The following is a 16978-nucleotide window of genomic DNA, read 5'->3' on the forward strand; positions in this document are numbered from 1 at the left end:
CTTCCCCATTTGCGTTGTTCTGTAGGGTTCCGTGAGCACCGAATTTCCCAGCCGCTATTGCAACCGTCTTACGCTTGGACGGCAACGCGGCCAATTATTTTAGTGTCTACAGCCCCCGAGCTGGCGAAAGCGAAGAATACACTGGCGCGGAAATGACTGCTAGGCGAAATCTGTCCACCCACAGATTCCGACGCCGTCCGCCACCCGCATCCCCCCCAAAAACAAAAGGCAGGCGGGCTGCCGCAGCCGCCCACCTGCCTCGTTTAAAAGCCGGATTGATCAAAAGCTGAACCTGTAACCCACGCCAAGATTGACCAGCCACGGATCCAAGTCCAACTCATCGCGGACCCGTACCGGCAAGATCACACTGTCGCCAAAGCCCGGCACAAATGTCTCGGTGTCGTAGCCGATGAAAATATCCGGTCGGGCCCGCACATACATCGCAGACAGGTTTACCTGCCAGCCGTTATCAGGGCCGAAATTGAAATCCACACCAACCTGAGCGGTCCAGTTGAAGTCACTGCCGAAATCGATCAACCCGAATCTCTCGCGACCTTCACGGAATACCGGCCGCAGGAAATCCTGCTCGATATCCACATAGGAGAAACCAAGGCCGACATACGGTTGAATCAGGCAGGTCGGGCTCATCGGATACCAGTTCGCGTAGAGGCTGGTGATGTAGGTATCGAAATCGCCGATGCCCTGGGAGAAGTCACCGATAAATTCCCCATCCGTCGTGCTGGCGGACGAGAACAGTGTCGCGTCAAGATTCGCATCGACACTGGCAAAGAGCTCCACCCCGAAGTGTTCAATCGGCAGCCAGACAGCACTGACATACCAGGTAGTGTCATTGTCCAGGTCCAGCGCAGTTCTGACATCCACCGGCACCTCCTCTATGGGATCCGTGGTGGGGTCATCGGTGACGAATGTCTGTCTACCAAAACGAAACCTGTCGTCAGGCTCCACGTAGGAGGCACCGATACGAACCATAACGGTGCCGGCGGTATAAATGCCTTGGGGAGGTGGCGGTTCGGGGTATCCGGAGGGGCCGGCCAGGGCCGGCAGAGCGGCGAAGCCGGCGTAACCCGCCATTGCCAGAGGGATGAGGAGAGACTTCAATCTCATGGGGTAACTCCTTGTAACGCTGAAAAGCTCCTTCGCCGCATTCGCGGTTACTTCCAGTATAGGCAGGCATTTTCAAGCTGCAGTAATGCGTACCAATTAGACAGCGTAATTAAGGAAAGAATTTCCGACACTAACTGAACAGGAAAAAAAAATGCCCGCCAAGTGGCGGGCCAGTTTTCTCGAACACACTTTCAGGAGGAGAGTATCAAGCGCGTTACGCGCTTAGATTAGGTATAGCAAAGGATTCCCCCCGCCTATCCCCCGCTGTCGCCTAAGGCATCCAATAGCGGAAACAATAAGCGCCGATGCGTTCACACATATTAGAAGTCACACTCGATACAGATAACTCTGGTATTCCACATCTGTTACCCGCGCGCCGATTTCGGCCAGCTCCTGTCGCTTCAATAAAAGGAACAGCTCGACGAAGCGGGGATCCAGATATTCCTGCCACAGCGGGCTCGCCTCGAAACGGTTGAGCGCGCCACTCCAGGTATTGAGCAGCTGCTCACTCTCCACCTGATAGGCGTCACCTTCAACCGGCGCCGGTGGCTGCAGTTTGTTCTCGATACCGTGACAGACCCCAGTGAGGATTGCCGCCAACACCAGGTAGGGATTCACATCCGCGCCGGCGATGCGGTGCTCGATACGGCGCGCCGCCGGGTCGCTGGCGGGTATACGCAGCGTGGTCGTGCGGTTGTCGTACCCCCAGCACAGGTTGAGCGGCGCATGTGAGCTTTCCTGGAAACGGCGATAGGAATTGCTGTGCGGAGCAAAGAACGCCATAGCGTCGTTGGCCGTGGCCAGCATGCCGGCCGCAGCATAACGCAGCAGATCGGAACCCTCGTCACTGCCGTCATCGAATACATTTTTGCCGCTGTCGTCGATCAGGCTCAAGTGCACGTGCATGCCGTTACCGGCCTGATCACCGAAGGGCTTGGCCATAGTGCTGGCACGCAGGCCGTGGCTACGGGCCACGCCCTTGAGCAGCCGCTTGAACAGCAGGGTCTGGTCGGCGACTTGAACCGGGTCCGCACTGTGCAGCAGGTTGATTTCAAACTGTCCCGGTGCGCACTCGGACAGGACGGAATCGGCGGGAATCCCCTGCTCTTCGCAGGCCGCGCGCACATCGGCGAAAAAGTGCCGCTGCGCATCGAGTTCCGACAGGTCGTAGACATCGGTGGATGGGACCAGCTCGGTATCGTTGTCGCTGACCGGGCGCGGGCGTGCCAGGTGATCCACCTCTTCGCGCAGCAGGTAGAACTCGAGTTCGGTGGCACACACCGCCGTGTACCCCAGTTCCTTCAAGCGCGCGACAACGCCCTGCAACTGGGTACGAGGGTCCGCATACAGCGGCGACCCGTCCGGCTCGTGCAGCTGCATATGCAGTTGCGCCGTCTCCTCGCGGTGCCACGGCGCGCGACAGATGGGTGAAACCGGGATACAGACACCGTCACTGTCACCACTGGCATAAACCAGCGGGCTGTGTTCGATATCGCGCCCCCAGATATCCAGGCTGGCGGCACTGCGCGGCATCTGCAGGCTGCCCTTCAGCAGCTTCTCTGCAGAGTCTGCCGGCAACCACTTGCCGCGGGGAATGCCATTGATATCGAACGAAAACCCTTCAATCCATTTGAGATCGGGATGCTCGTGCAGGAACTTGCGCGACTCTTCCAGCAATTCCGGTGGCGGGGTAAATTCTTTTTCTTGAGACATATATTGCCTGAGTGTTTTAAATCTGACTGCGGGAGCGGCCGGTGGCCGCTCCCGCACAAGCCAAGTACAACGCTTGCGATATTACGCCAACGCCTTGGCCGTGTCGTCCAGTGCGCGGCGCGCCTTTTCCACCAGCTCGTCCACCTGCTCAGTGGTGATGATCAGCGGCGGCGCGATAATCATCGTGTCACCGGTGGCGCGCATTACCAGGCCATTCTTGATGCTCATGTCACGGCAGACACCGCCGGCGGTACAGTCGTCATCGAAACGCGCGCGGCTGCCCTTGTCTTTCACCAGCTCCAGCGCGCCTACCAGACCCAGACTGCGCGCCTCGCCGACAATCGGGTGATCCGCCAGCTCCGCCCAGCGCTTGGCCAGGTAGGGGCCGGTATTGTCGCGCACATTTTCAATGATCTTCTCGTTGCGCAGGATATTGATGGTCGCCAGGCCCGCCATACAGGCCGCCGGATGCGCAGAGTAAGTGTAACCGTGGGTGAATTCGCCCCCCTTGGCCTTGATCACATCGGCCACCCGATCGCTGATCATGGTGCCGCCCAGCGGGAAATAGCCGTTGGTTACCGCCTTGGCAAAGGTCATCAGGTCCGGCTGCATACCGTAGTAGTCGGCACCGAACCACTCGCCGGTACGGCCGAAACCGAAGATCACTTCGTCCATGACCAGCAGGATGTCGTACTGATCCAGGACTTTCTTCACCTCCGGCCAGTAGGTTTCCGGGGGGATGATCACACCGCCGGCGCCCTGAATCGGCTCGGCGATAAAGGCCGCTACCTTCTCCGGGCCCAGCTCCTGAATTTTCTCATCCAGGCAGCGCGCGGCGTAGATGCCGAACTCTTCCGGAGACATATCACCGCCTTCAGCGAACCAGTAGGGCTGCTGAATGTGCTCGATGTAGTCCAGTGCCTGGAACTGCTTGTGCATGCCGCTCATGCCACCGAGGCTGGCGCCGCCAATGGTGGAACCGTGATAAGCATTCTTGCGGGAGATAATGATGCGTTTCTCCGGCTGCTCTTTCAGGTCCCAGTAGCGGCGAATGATACGCAGGTTGGTGTCGTTCGCCTCGGAGCCGGAGCCGGTGAAGAACACATTGTTCATGTGCGCCGGCGTCACTTCCGCCAGCGCATCAGCCAGCTCGATGGACGGAATGGTCGTGCACTGGAAGAAGCTGTTGTAGAACGGCAGTGTGTTCAGCTGCTCATAAATCGCGTCGCTGATTTCCTTGCGGCTGTAACCCAGGTTACAGCACCAGAGCCCGGACATACCGTCGAGCATTTTTTGACCATCAATGTCGGTGATGTAGGCGCCCTCAGCGCTGGTAATCACCCGGGTCCCCTGCCTTCCCAGGTCGTGGAAATCGGTAAACGGGTGCAGCAGGTGCTCGCGGTCGTGTTGTTGCAGTTGACTCTTGTTCATATCTCGCTCCTGGCTTGTAGATGAGATCCGCTCCACCGCTCTGGGCGGCGCGCCACCCATGACATGGGCCCTATCTCTCCAAAATCTGTTATTCGCCGGTCCCTGGCGCTCACCCTAAGGGCGCCGCTGGCGCCCAAATTTGCTCCCTGCAAATTTGTGATCACATTTTAGAGGTGACTGCGGCGAGAGCGCAAGATCTATCGATCCACAGGGACAACACTATAGTGAGGAGCCTTTCTATACCCCCCGAATCGCTGGGGCTCGGCATGGAAGGTGACTGTGAGGCTGCCGCCAGGGGTTACCAGGGCGGATCAGGAGTTACTGCGGATCTAGGAGATGATGGCATGGCCAGGCGAGGCTCTGGGACAGTGACGACGGCGCAGCGCCACTCTGCCTCGACCGCTGTAGCGGTGCCGGACGCAATAATGACGTCACAGTCTGGCCCGGCCTCGCGGAGCAAACGGGCCGCCGCGGCTACAGCGCTCGCCCCTCAATGGGCGGCCCGCGGACGTGTACTCAACAAAGTATTACGGCTTGATTTGGACCGTTACCGGTTCCACTGACAGACGCACTTCGCCGATCGAATACTGATCCTTGGTCCCCGACCCATAGCGCCAGAAACCGCGACTCTCATCGGTCTGCACAAAGCGGAAGCGGACGCCCCGCCCCGTCTCATTGAATGCATAGCGACGCAGTTCCCGCGAATCGCTGTTATCGAGCAGGGAAAAACCCAGCAGCTGATCCAGACGCTGATTCGGGAGAGCGATACCTGCGCCCTGTTGCGGCTGGTAGGCAAATGCCTCGTTTCCAACCGTTGCACCACCCGCAGCGCGCAGGGCGCCCGTTTTCCAGTTGTAGCTGTCGCCGTTACTCAGCACTGACAGCCGTATACCGTCAACCCCAAAGTGCGACTTCTGTTTCGCGAAATTTGCCCGGCGCGCATCGAGCAGAATCAAGTTGCCCCGCCCCAGTACCTGCATTTCGCCGCTATTCCGATCGACCAATATCGCGGTGTCCTCATCGATACCGAAACCGCGCCGTTCCCCCTCCGGCAACGGCGGCGCCAGCGCCCGCACCAGGCGGCCGAGACGGCTCTTGCGATCGAAGTGCTGATCGACGATACCTGTCGGCATAAATCCGAGACCGGTTGCCAGTAAGAGCTGCCCGGACTCCTGTGACTGCATTCCCGTGTACCGCGCTGCCGGCGGCTGGGTCAGTGCGGAAAGGGAATCCCCGGCGGCGATCATTGTGCCACTCATGATGGCCGCGCCGGCGCTGGTACCACCTACAATTGCACCCCGCTCCAGCTGCCGGCGAATCGCGGCCAACAACGGGGTATCACTGCCGTCGGCGTCCAGAAGCGTGTTCGTGATACGCGTTTGGTCGCCACCGACAAACCAGACTCCGCCGACCCTCTCCATTTGCTCGACCAGGGCGCGATCGTAGGCTCCACGCCGCCAGCGACTCTCGTCTTCCGGCGTCTCCGGATCATCCTTTACCGCCACCGGCAGAACATGCACCTGACCGGCAAAGCCGTAGAGCCGCATATCCTGCCGAAAGGCTTCGGCGTAGTGAGCCGGCCGCCCCGATGCAGCAGGCACAATGGCGACATCGGGGAACGCGGCGGGTATCGAGGCAATGAACTCGCGATAAACTGTCGCATTGTCGCTGCGCAATGCGCCGCCGACGATCATCAGCTTTCCGCGGTCTGCAGCCAGGGCATGACTTGCGACCAGTCCGAGCAAAAGAGTAATGAGAGTTCGGCTAAATCCGTAAATACCAAAGCGCATAGTTAACCTGCGTATAAATTCATATTTGTCGCCCCGGATGTTGAGGCTATTTCCGATATCGCCGTGAATTGCTGACGCTCGACGCGTGGCGGGCGACCAAAGTGATTGCGAAAAGCACGACTGAAATGGGACGCCGAGCTGAAGCCACACCGGTTGCCGATCTCTTCAATACTGAAGTTGCTGTGATGCAGCATTTGCCTGGCGGCAGACAGGCGCAAATCAATATAAAAGCGCGCCGGTAACTGCCCGACGAGCCGCCGGAAAATTCGCTCGAGCTTTTTGCTGGTAACCCCGAGATAAGTTGCGATCTCTGCGGTGGTCAACGGCTCTGTGACGTTGTTCCGCATCAGCATCTGGGCTTCCAACAAGATCGCGCGATCCTCAACTTCACTGCGTGACCTGGCACCATCAGCCCCGTCCTTCTCGCCAGGTTCGGAGAACAGCGCATTCAGCATGACGGCCACAGCGTCCTCATCGCTGCAGGTCCACAGCCGGCCATCGCGGGTAAACGCAAATGGGCTGAGCAAGAGTTGCGGATCCTGTCGTTGCAGCTCCGCGCGGAGTTCCATCGGCGCACTGCAGCGGCAACTAGCGAGTAGCCCGGCCTGCGCGAGCGCGATTACGCCGCTGCCGATGCCCATCAACTGCCCACTGCGCACGCCAATTCGTTGCAACAGCACGCGCTGACTCGGCTCGAGTCGCAGGCTCTGGCGCCCACCACAGACAACCAGGATGCGGCATGCCGGTACCGCCTGCTGCGGCAGCGATCGAGCCTGAATCTGCACGCCGTGTTCCGCAGGAACCATTTCTTCACGGAAACTGCAAATCAGCGGCGCACCTCCGCTAATGGCGGTGAAGCGCTCCGTCATTACTCCCAGGCTGGCCACGGAAAAGCCGGGCAGCAGCAGGATAACAACTGAGTTCGCGGCTGCCTGACTCATGATCCGGCAAATGCCCCCGAGTAGCGGAGTCCGCCATCAAAATACTGCCACTCGCCCCGCGCCATCACGTGTCGAATCGAGAAGCTCTGCGGATCCACGACGATGAGATCGGCGTCCATTCCTGCAGCGATCCGGCCCTTTTGCCGCAATCCGAGCACGCCGGCCGGGTTGGCGGTTACCGCCTGCAGCGCCTTGACGAAATCAATGTTTTCCTCGCTGACAGCCCGCTGAAATTCCCCGAACAGACTGGACACGGAGCCCACCTCAATATCCTGCAAGCGACCCTTGTCACAGAAGTTCGTCATGGAGCCCTGGGCGTCCGATGAGAACGTAATACGATCTGCGGGGACACCGGCGTCCAGGACCGCCTTCAGCGCGGCACTCGCGCGCAGCTCACCAGTGGCTAGAATTTCCGGTGTGGTCGAAGTGGTAAAGTCGATGTATCCGCCGGCGCGGGCAAATGCCACTCCGTGCTCCAACAGAGCCTCGTCGCGATTGATATGGGTCGGGTAAAACTGGCTGATGGGGATGTCGGACGCCGCCACCGCATCGAATAGCGGCTGCAGCCGCCCCGCACAACCGCCCACATGGATGCTGACTACACCACTCTTGCCACTTAGCAGCCCCGCCACCCGCGCATCGGATGCGACTCGCACCAGCTCCTGAATTGAGGGCTGGGAAGAGCGATGATCGGAAATCGCCAGCTCGCCGACGCCGATAATATTGTCCACCAGCATAATATCGGTGCGAACACTGCCGGTCAGCGTGGTTACCGGGAACTGGTAGGAACCGCTGTGCATGTAACAACTGAGCCCCTGCGCATCCAGCGCACGGGCCTTGCCGTAGAGCTCATTCAATGTCCGGGTGGTGGCGTCGGTGCCGAGTACACCGACCAGCGTCGTAACACCGGAAGCAAAAGCCTCGCGAGGCTCCAGCTCCGGGGTGCGCGAGGCAAAGCCGCCCTCACCGCCCCCTCCACTGATATGCGCCAGAGAATCCACCAGGCCCGGCAGCAACCAGGCACCGTCAGCATCGATGACATCGCCGATTTCGGGCGGCAGCTCCAGGCCCTGATCGATCCGGGCTATCTTGTCGCCCGCTATGAGCACATCGCAGACACCAAGATCTCGCGGCGCAAACACATGGGCATTTTTTATCAGGAAAATTTTTGACATAGAGAATAATTACAACTTAAAAACCACTGAATGCGGCGATGATCACCGCCAGAGACGCCAGCAGGAAGAGTCCGGCCTGCAGAGGCAAAACAAAACGTATCCAGATACCCCAGTCGAGGCGCGCGGCTCCCAGACACCCCATCAACGCTGCGGACGTGGGCACAACGATGTTGGTAAAGCCATCCCCGAGTTGAAATGCCAACACCGCAGTCTGGCGCGTGACGCCAACCACATCGCCGAGCGGCGCCATGATCGGCATGGTCAGTGCCGCCTGTCCGGAACCGGAAGTAACGAAGAAATTGAAAACAGTCTGAAACAGCAACATAAACCAGGCAGACACAGCGCCGGAGACACCGGACAGAGATTCGCCGGCCCAATGGAGAATGGTGTTCAATACGCTGGCACCACTGGGATCATCACCGCCGAGTAACAGCACTATGCCTTTAGCGAAGGCCACCACCATCGCCGCAGGCAATAACTGCTGTGCTCCCTCTTTAAAGGCTGCCGCAGCTTTATTTGCTGTAAGACCGTTGAGGCCGAAAACAATGGCCACCACCGCAATGACAATGCCCATGGTAAAAAACTGGGTAGCAATTTCAGGGAGAAAATAGCTGCGCTCGACCACGCCCCAGATCATCCAGGCGATACCCGCCGCGAACAGCAGCAACACCCAACCATCTCCGCGCACCATGGTGCGTAGATGATCTGTCGACTGGCGCTTTTCGCGAAACACCGCATCCGACGTATAGGCTAGCGACGATTGCGGATACTGCTGCACGCGGCGCGCATAGAGTACAGTGAAGCCAGTGAGGAGAGCCGTGGCGATAAACCACAGCAGCATGCGTGGGCCACTTCCAGACATCAATGGCACATCAGCAATTCCCTGGGCGATGCTTACCCCGAACGGATTCATCCATGAGGTGGCAAAGCCAACCTGAGTGGCAACGTAGGTCACCAACAGCGCGGTAATGCTGTCATAGCCCATCGACACCAGCAGCGGCACCAGAATCAAGGTGAAGGGGATCACCTCCTCCCCCATGCCAAACACCGCGCCGCCGACCGAAAACAGGCCGCACAAAATAACCAGGTACAGGGAACCCGCCCGGCGGTTACGCGCAATGACCTGGAACAGCCCGCGCTCTACCGAACCGCTGGCAAAGATCAGTCCGAAGGCGCCGCCGGTAAGCAGAATAAATGCGAACACACCAATGGAAGCACCCCACTTGGAGCCTGACACCATCCCCTCGAAGGGGAAGTTCAGCAAGCCAATTTCTCCGCCTTCCGCGAACAGCGCCATTCCCTGTGGTGCCGCTGCAACCTGCCGGTAAGTGGCCGGGTCGATCACACTGCGCTCGACGCCATTGACCGTATTGACCACGGTGTCGAAGCTACCGGCGGGAATAAAAAAATTAAGTGCGAAGGCAAAGACCGCCACACACAGGAGAATCAGATAGGTATCAGGCATTGCCCACTTTGGCTCAGCGGCAATACTGCCGGATTCTTGCCGGTCAGCTCTGGGAGCAGTTGCTTGCATAGAAAATACACCCGTTTAAAAGTCTTTTTCGCTCTCGCGGTCACCGGGGGTACCCGCCGAACAGGAAATGCCCAGCGGATACCACCTGTCACTCATTCATATCAGAATGCATGGCCATAACGGAGCGTGACGAAGCGCCCCATCGAGTTGTGGTTGAAGTGATCCACGTTGGCGCTCGTACCCAATACCAGCGGCGGTTCTTCATCCAGCAGGTTATCCACGCGCAGGCTCAGCCAGCTGCCGTTGTCGAAGTCGCGACTCATACTCAGGTCAAACACTGTCCAGGGATCCACTTCGACTTGCGCGTCGTCCGGCAGGCCTACCGCCGTCAGAACCCGCGGGCTGGGATCGTCCATATAACTGTGCGTATACCTGGCACCCAGCGTCGCGGACCAGTCCTGGTAACTCCAGCGCAGTGAGCTGTTGGCCAGCCAGCGCGGGTAAGTGTACTCGCCGGCTTCGCTGACGACACCCAGGGCCGCCGACGGCAACTTGTCGAATGTCTCCAGGTAGGTGCCATCCAAAGTGAAGCGGAAACGACCCCAGTTATCGGTATCGAAGTACTGGGTGAATGCCATGTCCACACCGCTGGTTTTCTGCCAGCCCAGGTTGGTCAGCTGGAAGTGGGCATCGACTACAAAGCCACCTGCCACTTCCAGTCCGGGCATCCCGGTCGCCAGCTCGCCCTCGCCAACAGCCGGAAATTCCCCGGCCAGTGCGCGCAGGATGAAATCATCCTCCTCGACACCAATCAGGTTTTCATGCTCGATATTCCAGTAATCGATCGAGATCTCGGTATCTGCGGTGGGTTTGAGCAGGAAACCGGCGCCCCAGGTCGTGGCAGTTTCCGGCTTCAGGTTGTCATTGCTCACCTCTTCGGACAGCAGCGCCTCACCATCTTCATCGACAAGGCCATCACAGGCAGCTGGCGTCACGGCACAGTCCACGGTGTAACTGCTCAACAGCGTGCCGGCGCCTACCTGGGCCAGTGACGGGGCCCGGAAGGAAGTCGACCAATTGCTGCGGAAAATGATCGCTTCATTGAACGCATGGCGCAGCGCGATCTTGGGATTCGCATCGCCACCGAAACTGTCGTAGTGGTCGTAGCGCAGTGCCAGTTGCAGTTCGGTACTGGATGCCAGGGGGATCATCTGCTCGGTGTAAAGGGCCCACTGGTCGCGCTCGGCATCGGCGGAGGTGGAGCTGAAACCGAGAATCGGCTCCGGGTTCAGGGTCATGGAGACCGCATCGCCCGACGGCCTGTCCTGCACGGACTCACGGCGGAACTCGGCACCGACCGCCACCTGAATCGCGCCAGCGGGCAACTCTATCCAGCTGCCGGAAATATTGCCGTCAATCGCAAACAGTTCGGAGACGCCACTGCGACGCGCATCGGTGCGGACATACTGATCGACGACGTCGAGCTGTTCTGCCTGACCACCAAAAGGGTTATACCAGGCGGTAGTCTGGCCGATGGATTCACAGGTTTCACCGACATAGTCCGCATCCGGGCGCGCCAGATCCAGATCCCACCGATTGACCAGGCTACCATCGCTACACAGGTTGCCCATGCTGGCGTTATAGAAGGCCTCGGAGCGGTACAGGCCGGACAGACCACGCTGTTCCGACTCGCTGCGACCCAGATTGGCAGCCAGCTCCCAGTCCCAGCCGGAGATAGCGCCGCGCAGTCCGGTCACCAGCCGCGCCGATTCGCTCTCGACCTCCACCGCACGGGGATCGGGAAATTTGCCCCAGGCGTAAATCGGGTAACCGTAGAAATCACTGAAGGAATTCGTCGGGTAATCCGCGCTAAAAGAGCCCTCTTCGACGAGATCTGCCTGCAGCGCTTCCGGCCACAGGGGGCTCTCCGGGTCGAAAGGCGCGCGACTGAAATTGGCCGGGGCGGCCGTGCCACGGGACTGATTCATCTGCAACATCGCGGTATTGAACCACTCGACATTGTCCGTCAGCTGGTAACGGAATGTGCCCACCAGACTCGCACTGTCATACTCGTCCTGGGTAGCGACAAAAGCATTGGTATTGAATTCACAGTACTCGCCAAAGCTGCCAAAGCCGAACTGGTCATCCGGACAGCCGCCATCAACCGCCATTTCGGTCTGGTCGTAGTACATCGCGAACAGGTCGTTGAAACTCGGGTAGACGCCCTGTTGACTGGGGCGCACGGAGTTCGCGGAAATGTCGCGATCCCGATCGTAGAGGGCATTGCGGGTAAAGAAGTCGGCAACCAGCATCGTATGGCTGCGTTCGCCTTTGTGACCCCACACCCAGTTCAGGTTGTACTTGCCCTCATCGGTAGCGGCAGTCGAGTTGCCGTGCGACAGGGAGATCTCGCTGCCCTCAAAATCCTCGCGCAGCACAAAGTTCACGACCCCGGCAACTGCATCGGCGCCGTAAGTGGCGGCGGCACCACTCGGCAGGACTTCCACCCGCTCGATGGCCGACAGCGGAATCGCATTGACATCGACAAACGATTCCTGCCCCTTGGCGAAGGAGCTGACCGAAACGCGTCGCCCGTTGACCAGTACCAATGTCGCAGAAGCACCCAGGCCGCGCAGGGAAACACCGGCCGCCCCTACCGGCGTATCGCTCGACAGCGGCCCGCCAGTAGCAGTGGAAAAAGTCCCGCCGCCACCACCGGTCTGTGTCAATTGCTGCAGGATTTCAATCGGCGATGTCGCCCCGGAGGCTTCAATATCTTCACGGCCGATCTGTACGACCTGCACCGCGCCCTCGGTATCCAGCCCCTTGATGTGGGTACCGGTCACCACTACCTGTTCGATAGCCTCCTCCGGCTGTTGGGCGTTCTGAGCGAACGCCGTGCCATATACCAGAGAACAGCCGATGGCGAGACGAATTGCCTGATATAGATGGGTTCTTTTATTCACATTATTTCCCTTTTGCTTTTCGGGTGTCGGATCCCAAATTAGTGGATAGTCAGAAAATTCAGACACATCACGGGTAAACGGACACACGACGGCCGGGCAAAGCCACACAAATCAGCAGACCCTGGGCATACCAATCCTGTGGAATATTGCAGTGGAAATAAGTACGGGGAGATTCCGACTTATAGCTTCCCTTCCAATTCACCTAACGACTTACGGGCAATGCGAAATGTTAAGCAATGCCCAATAGCGTTGGGCTCCCGGCTACGCCGAGAGGAGGAAGCTACTCGTCAAACCACTCGCTGAGCTGGTAGTTGGTGGAGCAGCGCTCGATAGCAGCAATTGTAATCATGTTGCCTGAGTTCATAGCGCTTTTAAGTTGGCAGGTTAAAGTTTTTATTAGCAAACTTCCTGCATTTTTTATCACGGCAAAAAAATGCTGTAAAGCCTTTATTCAATCCCGCGCAAACCAACGGAAAACAGCCGCCAATACCGAACTATCTGCCGCGCTGCAGCCGGAATCATTGGCTCAAAATCAACACGTCCATTAAAACCATGTGCTGTACCGGGCCGCGAATCGGCAACAGACAGCCCGATCCGCGCACCCCCAACATGCACACTACTGGTCATTACTGGTAAGGCTGATTGATATAGAAGCTGCCATATCGCCCATCGACGCCGATGCGCTTCGGCACTGCGCTGGTCGCGCCGGTGACAATATTGAACTGCTCAAACTCGGACAATTGATAGCGCAGCACATTCTCGTAGATGACCGGCTCACCACAGCTCGCCTGGGTTCGCGAGGTGGCCCCATCCTCGGCCAGTACATAGACATGACCGCTGCCATCGACGATACCGCTACCGTCTGTCGAGAAGAAAATGGACGTAGCCTCATCCACGCCGATACCGCCTATACCAACCGGCAGGGCGGCCATAAATACCATCAGCCGCCCCATGCGGTCCCGCTCGACAAAATGCGTATCGACAATCAGGTTCTGCATCACTGGCGTGCCGAGAAAACCCGTGGAGATATTGACGTAGGCGTGGCACAGATCGGTGACCGCCTCGGAGGAGTAGACACCGAGCACGCCGTCCGGATCGTAGATATGTTCTGATTGCACCGCGGCACCGGCAGAAGTGCCACCGAGTACACCTCCGCGGGCCAATACCTCATCCAGCGCCTGCTGCAGCTCCGTACCCTGCCATTGATTCAGATAGTCGGACTGATCGCCGCCGGCGATCCATACGAATTCTGCCGACCGCACCACCCAGGCAACATATTCGTCATCCGCATACTGACGGCGATCAACGATCAGTGTCTCTACCGAATCCGCGGCCAGCAGCTGCTGCAGATAATCGTTGTAGCCATCACTGCCGGAGGTGCGCAATACCACCACATCGCCACCACCAATCAGCGGCTTGACCCTGCGGGTAAAGGCCGCGTCCACATCGCTGCCGCCGCCCATCACCAGCAAACCGCCCTCGCCCTGCTCCACGCAGATATCCGCTTCGCTGCCGGTTAGATAACGGGTCAACCCGCCCGGCTTCGCCGGCCGCACGCCCAGATCACACTGACCGCCAGAACCGCCGCCGCTACCACCCGCGGGAATACCGCTCACATCCAGGCTGTACCAGCCCTGTCCCCGGTAGCGGGCCACCTTTAGCGTATAGAGGCCCGCGCCGTCGACGCTTACCGAAGCGCGCTCGGGCACAGCACCGGTTTCCGCGCGATAAAGTTGTTGCTGGGAATCGTACAGATACCAGTCGAAATCATCGCTAGTGTGATGTTCGAGGGTAATATCCAGAGTGACCGGTTGCTCGATATTGAAATAATACCAATCCTGATCGCGGCGACTGCCGATAGCGCCATCTACCAGCTGGCCGGAACAGACGGGGCCGTCAGCATCGGGCTCGGCTTCGTTGGATTCGGATTCCTGGGAAATACAGGCGAAAGCAGAATGGCCTACCAGAAGACAGGAAAATAGCAGTGCGATTCTCGCGAACATGACGCGCTCCTTGATGGGGGCGGCCGACCTGGATGGCGGCCGATTATTGTTATGCCATCAAAGAGTAACGCGGCGGCTGTTTTTTGAATCACCGCCAGATAATGAAGGGTAAAAATGAGCAAATTCACGGCGGAAATTGCACATTTTCAATGGATTCGGCGCAACGGTTCGCGTCAGAAAGCGCAGTCCGTGGCGTCCAGCAACATATGAATAATGAGTCCGATACCCAGGTAGCGTAACGGCTTCGCGGGCAAAAACATCATCGCGCCGTAGAGGGAGATGGGCAGCATCTTGTGCAACGGGTGGAAGTTGATACTGCAGCGGTTGGGGTCGTAAACCGTATCGGCGACCAGGTGATCCAGATCCACCAGGTTGGCGGCCAACATAATCAGCGCGGCCCTCTTCCAGTCGTCACGAAAGAAAAACCAGGCAACTGCCACCGGCACCAACCCGTGCAGGACGAGATGAATATAACTGAACATTTATTTACAGGAGCTCTTCTGCAGAAATGGAGCCGAGCCCCTCTTCGATATCCTGGCGCACGGCGGTGCGCACAAGCGCCGCATCGCCGGAGGCGATAGCCTCGATCAGGTCCTGGTGGCGGTCCGGCAGCTCCTGCACACCGAAACGCTGGAATACCAGGTGCTGTAGCGGCGCTGTCTGCAACCACAGGCTCTCGATCAGGGACAGGATGATATGGGGTCGCCCCAGACGGTACAGGGTGAAATGGAACTCGAGGTTGGCGGTGACATATTCCTCAATGTCCTTGTCCGCCAGTGCCGCGGTAACCCGCTGGTCCAGCTTGCGCAACTGCTCCAGCTCCTGCGGGCCAACAAAGGGCAGTGCCTGCTCTGCGGCCTGGCATTCCAGCGCAACACGCGCCGCGCAAATTTCGGCGAGTTTTTCCGGTGTCATGGTCGGCACGGTCACCCGCCGCGTATCCGACAGCTCCAGCGCGCGCTCCGAGGTCAGGCGGCGCAGCGCTTCGCGCACCGGCATCGGGCTGCAATCGAGGTCTGCGGCCAGACCGCGGATAGTGATCGCATGGCCGGGCAGGAACTTGCCGCGCAGAATCGCGTCGCGCACTTGGTAGTAGACCCGCTCCTGTGTGGTGCGGTACTCCTCCTGCGGGGCGTTGAATTCCGGTGCCGTACTCATGCTGCGGCGACCTGCTGCAGTTTGTGCGGCACATCATCGGACCCGACCTCGATCAAATGATCGGCTACAGTACCGGTCTGCCACAGCTCGTAGAAGTCTTCCGCAACCTGGCGGCTCATATCCACCACCCTGTTCCAGTACTTCAGTCGCTCGTCGTTGCTGAGCTTGTAGAAATCATTGCGATCCGGAATCTTGCCGTAGGGCAGGCTCGCCACAAAGGCGGGCGACGGCGCTACCAGCAGCGTGTTCTGCATGGCACCGCCCCTGACCCAGCGCCACGACAGGCTCTTGTCAAACCAGCCGGGCACCATGTAGGGGAAGAAGTGCGGATAGAGCGACAGGCCCTCCGGATGCTGGAAGCGCAGGTCGAAGTGGTAGTCGGTGATGCCGCCATCGCGGTAATTGCCGACCGGCGCCCCATGGGGATTCTGTACCCCCGCCATGACCAGCGGTATCGAGCCGCTGGCCAGTACCGCAGCGCAGACGTTCTCGGTGGACAGCCGTGTATTGACCGTGCGCAGGTTGTCAAAGTGGACTGCCGGCCGCTCACCGGAATGGAACACCACCCTGTCCCAGAAAGCACTCAGGCTGCGCCGGGACAGCGCGTTGGCCAGTGCGGAAGCAAACAGGGCCGGTGCCAGCAGCGCGCGCTTTTCACTGGCCAGCGGTCCGCGGCCGCGCACGGTGACGAAGTGGCTGTGCCATACGGGATTGTCCGCCACCTCGCGCGCGCCCTCTTCGCCCAGTACGTCCTGCAGGATCTTTTCACCAGCGGCGGTGATCTCCACCGGAGTGGGCCTGTCCGAAGCGTAGGACTGGTTGATATAGCCGTACTCGAGGCGCTCGAGGGCCGACAGCGGATCCCGCATCGCGTAACACATATTGCGAAAACTGCCGATAGAGGAGCCAAGGGTCACTATCGGCTCGCGGCGCTCGCGGAAGAACTCCCCCATCAGTACCCGGTCCAGCTGACTGATTACCAGCCACTTGGGGCCGCCGGAGGCGCCCACCAGGGTGGAGAATTGCTGCGGGCGCAACCCCTCGTCGCGGATGCGGCCGGCCGCGTTGGCGCCCGCCAGTAGTACGCAATTGGTTTTTTTCAAAGCTGCTCTCTAAACACTCACCGGCAAACGCAGGGTTCGCCGTTCAAATCGTTACCGCCGGGCCAAAGTCGCGCTCGCGCCCTTAGCCTCAACCATCCG

The 16978-nt window shown here is 59.2% G+C and carries 13 protein-coding genes; 1 reads left to right on the plus strand and 12 read right to left on the minus strand.

Annotated features, from left to right (window positions below):
- Positions 1-279 precede the first annotated feature (279 nt).
- The 8 genes from BLW36_RS04325 to BLW36_RS04360 form a co-directional block, all read right to left on the minus strand.
- On the minus strand, positions 280-1125 hold the full coding sequence (locus BLW36_RS04325) for an OmpW/AlkL family protein (RefSeq protein WP_091385499.1): 846 nt from the start codon (positions 1123-1125) through the stop codon (positions 280-282).
- 327 nt (positions 1126-1452) lie between these two features.
- Entirely contained in the window at positions 1453-2838 is a 1386-nt protein-coding gene (locus tag BLW36_RS04330) for a glutamine synthetase family protein (RefSeq protein ID WP_091385501.1), read from the minus strand.
- An 81-nt stretch (positions 2839-2919) separates the two neighbouring features.
- A complete protein-coding gene (locus tag BLW36_RS04335; RefSeq protein WP_091385503.1) occupies positions 2920-4269 on the minus strand; it encodes an aspartate aminotransferase family protein in 1350 nt (449 codons plus the stop codon).
- Positions 4270-4796: 527 nt separating this feature from the next.
- Complete coding sequence (locus BLW36_RS04340; RefSeq protein ID WP_170833115.1) at positions 4797-5963, minus strand: cyanophycinase; 1167 nt, start codon at positions 5961-5963, stop codon at positions 4797-4799.
- 98 nt (positions 5964-6061) lie between these two features.
- Positions 6062-7000 (minus strand): GlxA family transcriptional regulator, encoded by a 939-nt coding sequence (locus BLW36_RS04345; RefSeq protein ID WP_091385507.1) that lies wholly within the window; start codon positions 6998-7000, stop codon positions 6062-6064.
- Entirely contained in the window at positions 6997-8175 is a 1179-nt protein-coding gene (iadA, locus tag BLW36_RS04350; protein ID WP_091385509.1) for a beta-aspartyl-peptidase, read from the minus strand. Before iadA ends, BLW36_RS04345 begins: the two co-directional genes overlap by 4 nt.
- 16 nt (positions 8176-8191) lie before the next feature.
- Positions 8192-9640: a putative basic amino acid antiporter YfcC gene (yfcC, locus tag BLW36_RS04355; RefSeq protein ID WP_244506126.1), complete on the minus strand. Its 1449-nt coding sequence runs from the start codon at positions 9638-9640 to the stop codon at positions 8192-8194.
- A gap of 170 nt (positions 9641-9810) precedes the next feature.
- Positions 9811-12615, minus strand: a complete 2805-nt coding sequence (locus BLW36_RS04360; protein ID WP_244506127.1) for a TonB-dependent receptor plug domain-containing protein — start codon at positions 12613-12615, stop codon at positions 9811-9813.
- Positions 12616-12929: 314 nt separating this feature from the next.
- Between BLW36_RS04360 and BLW36_RS17090 the strand changes: the two genes are divergently transcribed.
- Positions 12930-13163 (plus strand): hypothetical protein, encoded by a 234-nt coding sequence (locus BLW36_RS17090; protein ID WP_139304815.1) that lies wholly within the window; start codon positions 12930-12932, stop codon positions 13161-13163.
- 78 nt (positions 13164-13241) lie between these two features.
- Here BLW36_RS17090 and BLW36_RS04365 read toward each other — a convergent pair whose 3' ends face one another.
- The 4 genes from BLW36_RS04365 to BLW36_RS04380 form a co-directional block, all read right to left on the minus strand.
- Positions 13242-14618 carry a Type 1 glutamine amidotransferase-like domain-containing protein gene (locus BLW36_RS04365; RefSeq protein ID WP_091385513.1) on the minus strand — a complete coding sequence of 459 codons (1377 nt, stop codon included), beginning with the start codon at positions 14616-14618 and terminating at the stop codon, positions 13242-13244.
- A gap of 173 nt (positions 14619-14791) precedes the next feature.
- On the minus strand, positions 14792-15100 hold the full coding sequence (locus tag BLW36_RS04370; protein ID WP_091385514.1) for a DUF6122 family protein: 309 nt from the start codon (positions 15098-15100) through the stop codon (positions 14792-14794).
- 4 nt (positions 15101-15104) lie between these two features.
- Positions 15105-15776 (minus strand): GntR family transcriptional regulator, encoded by a 672-nt coding sequence (locus tag BLW36_RS04375; protein WP_091385517.1) that lies wholly within the window; start codon positions 15774-15776, stop codon positions 15105-15107.
- A complete protein-coding gene (locus BLW36_RS04380; protein ID WP_091385519.1) occupies positions 15773-16879 on the minus strand; it encodes a hypothetical protein in 1107 nt (368 codons plus the stop codon). The genes BLW36_RS04375 and BLW36_RS04380 overlap by 4 nt, the downstream gene beginning before the upstream one ends.
- Between the last annotated feature and the right edge of the window lie 99 nt (positions 16880-16978).

This window comes from Microbulbifer marinus, assembly GCF_900107725.1.
Classification (GTDB): Bacteria; Pseudomonadota; Gammaproteobacteria; order Pseudomonadales; family Cellvibrionaceae; genus Microbulbifer; species Microbulbifer marinus.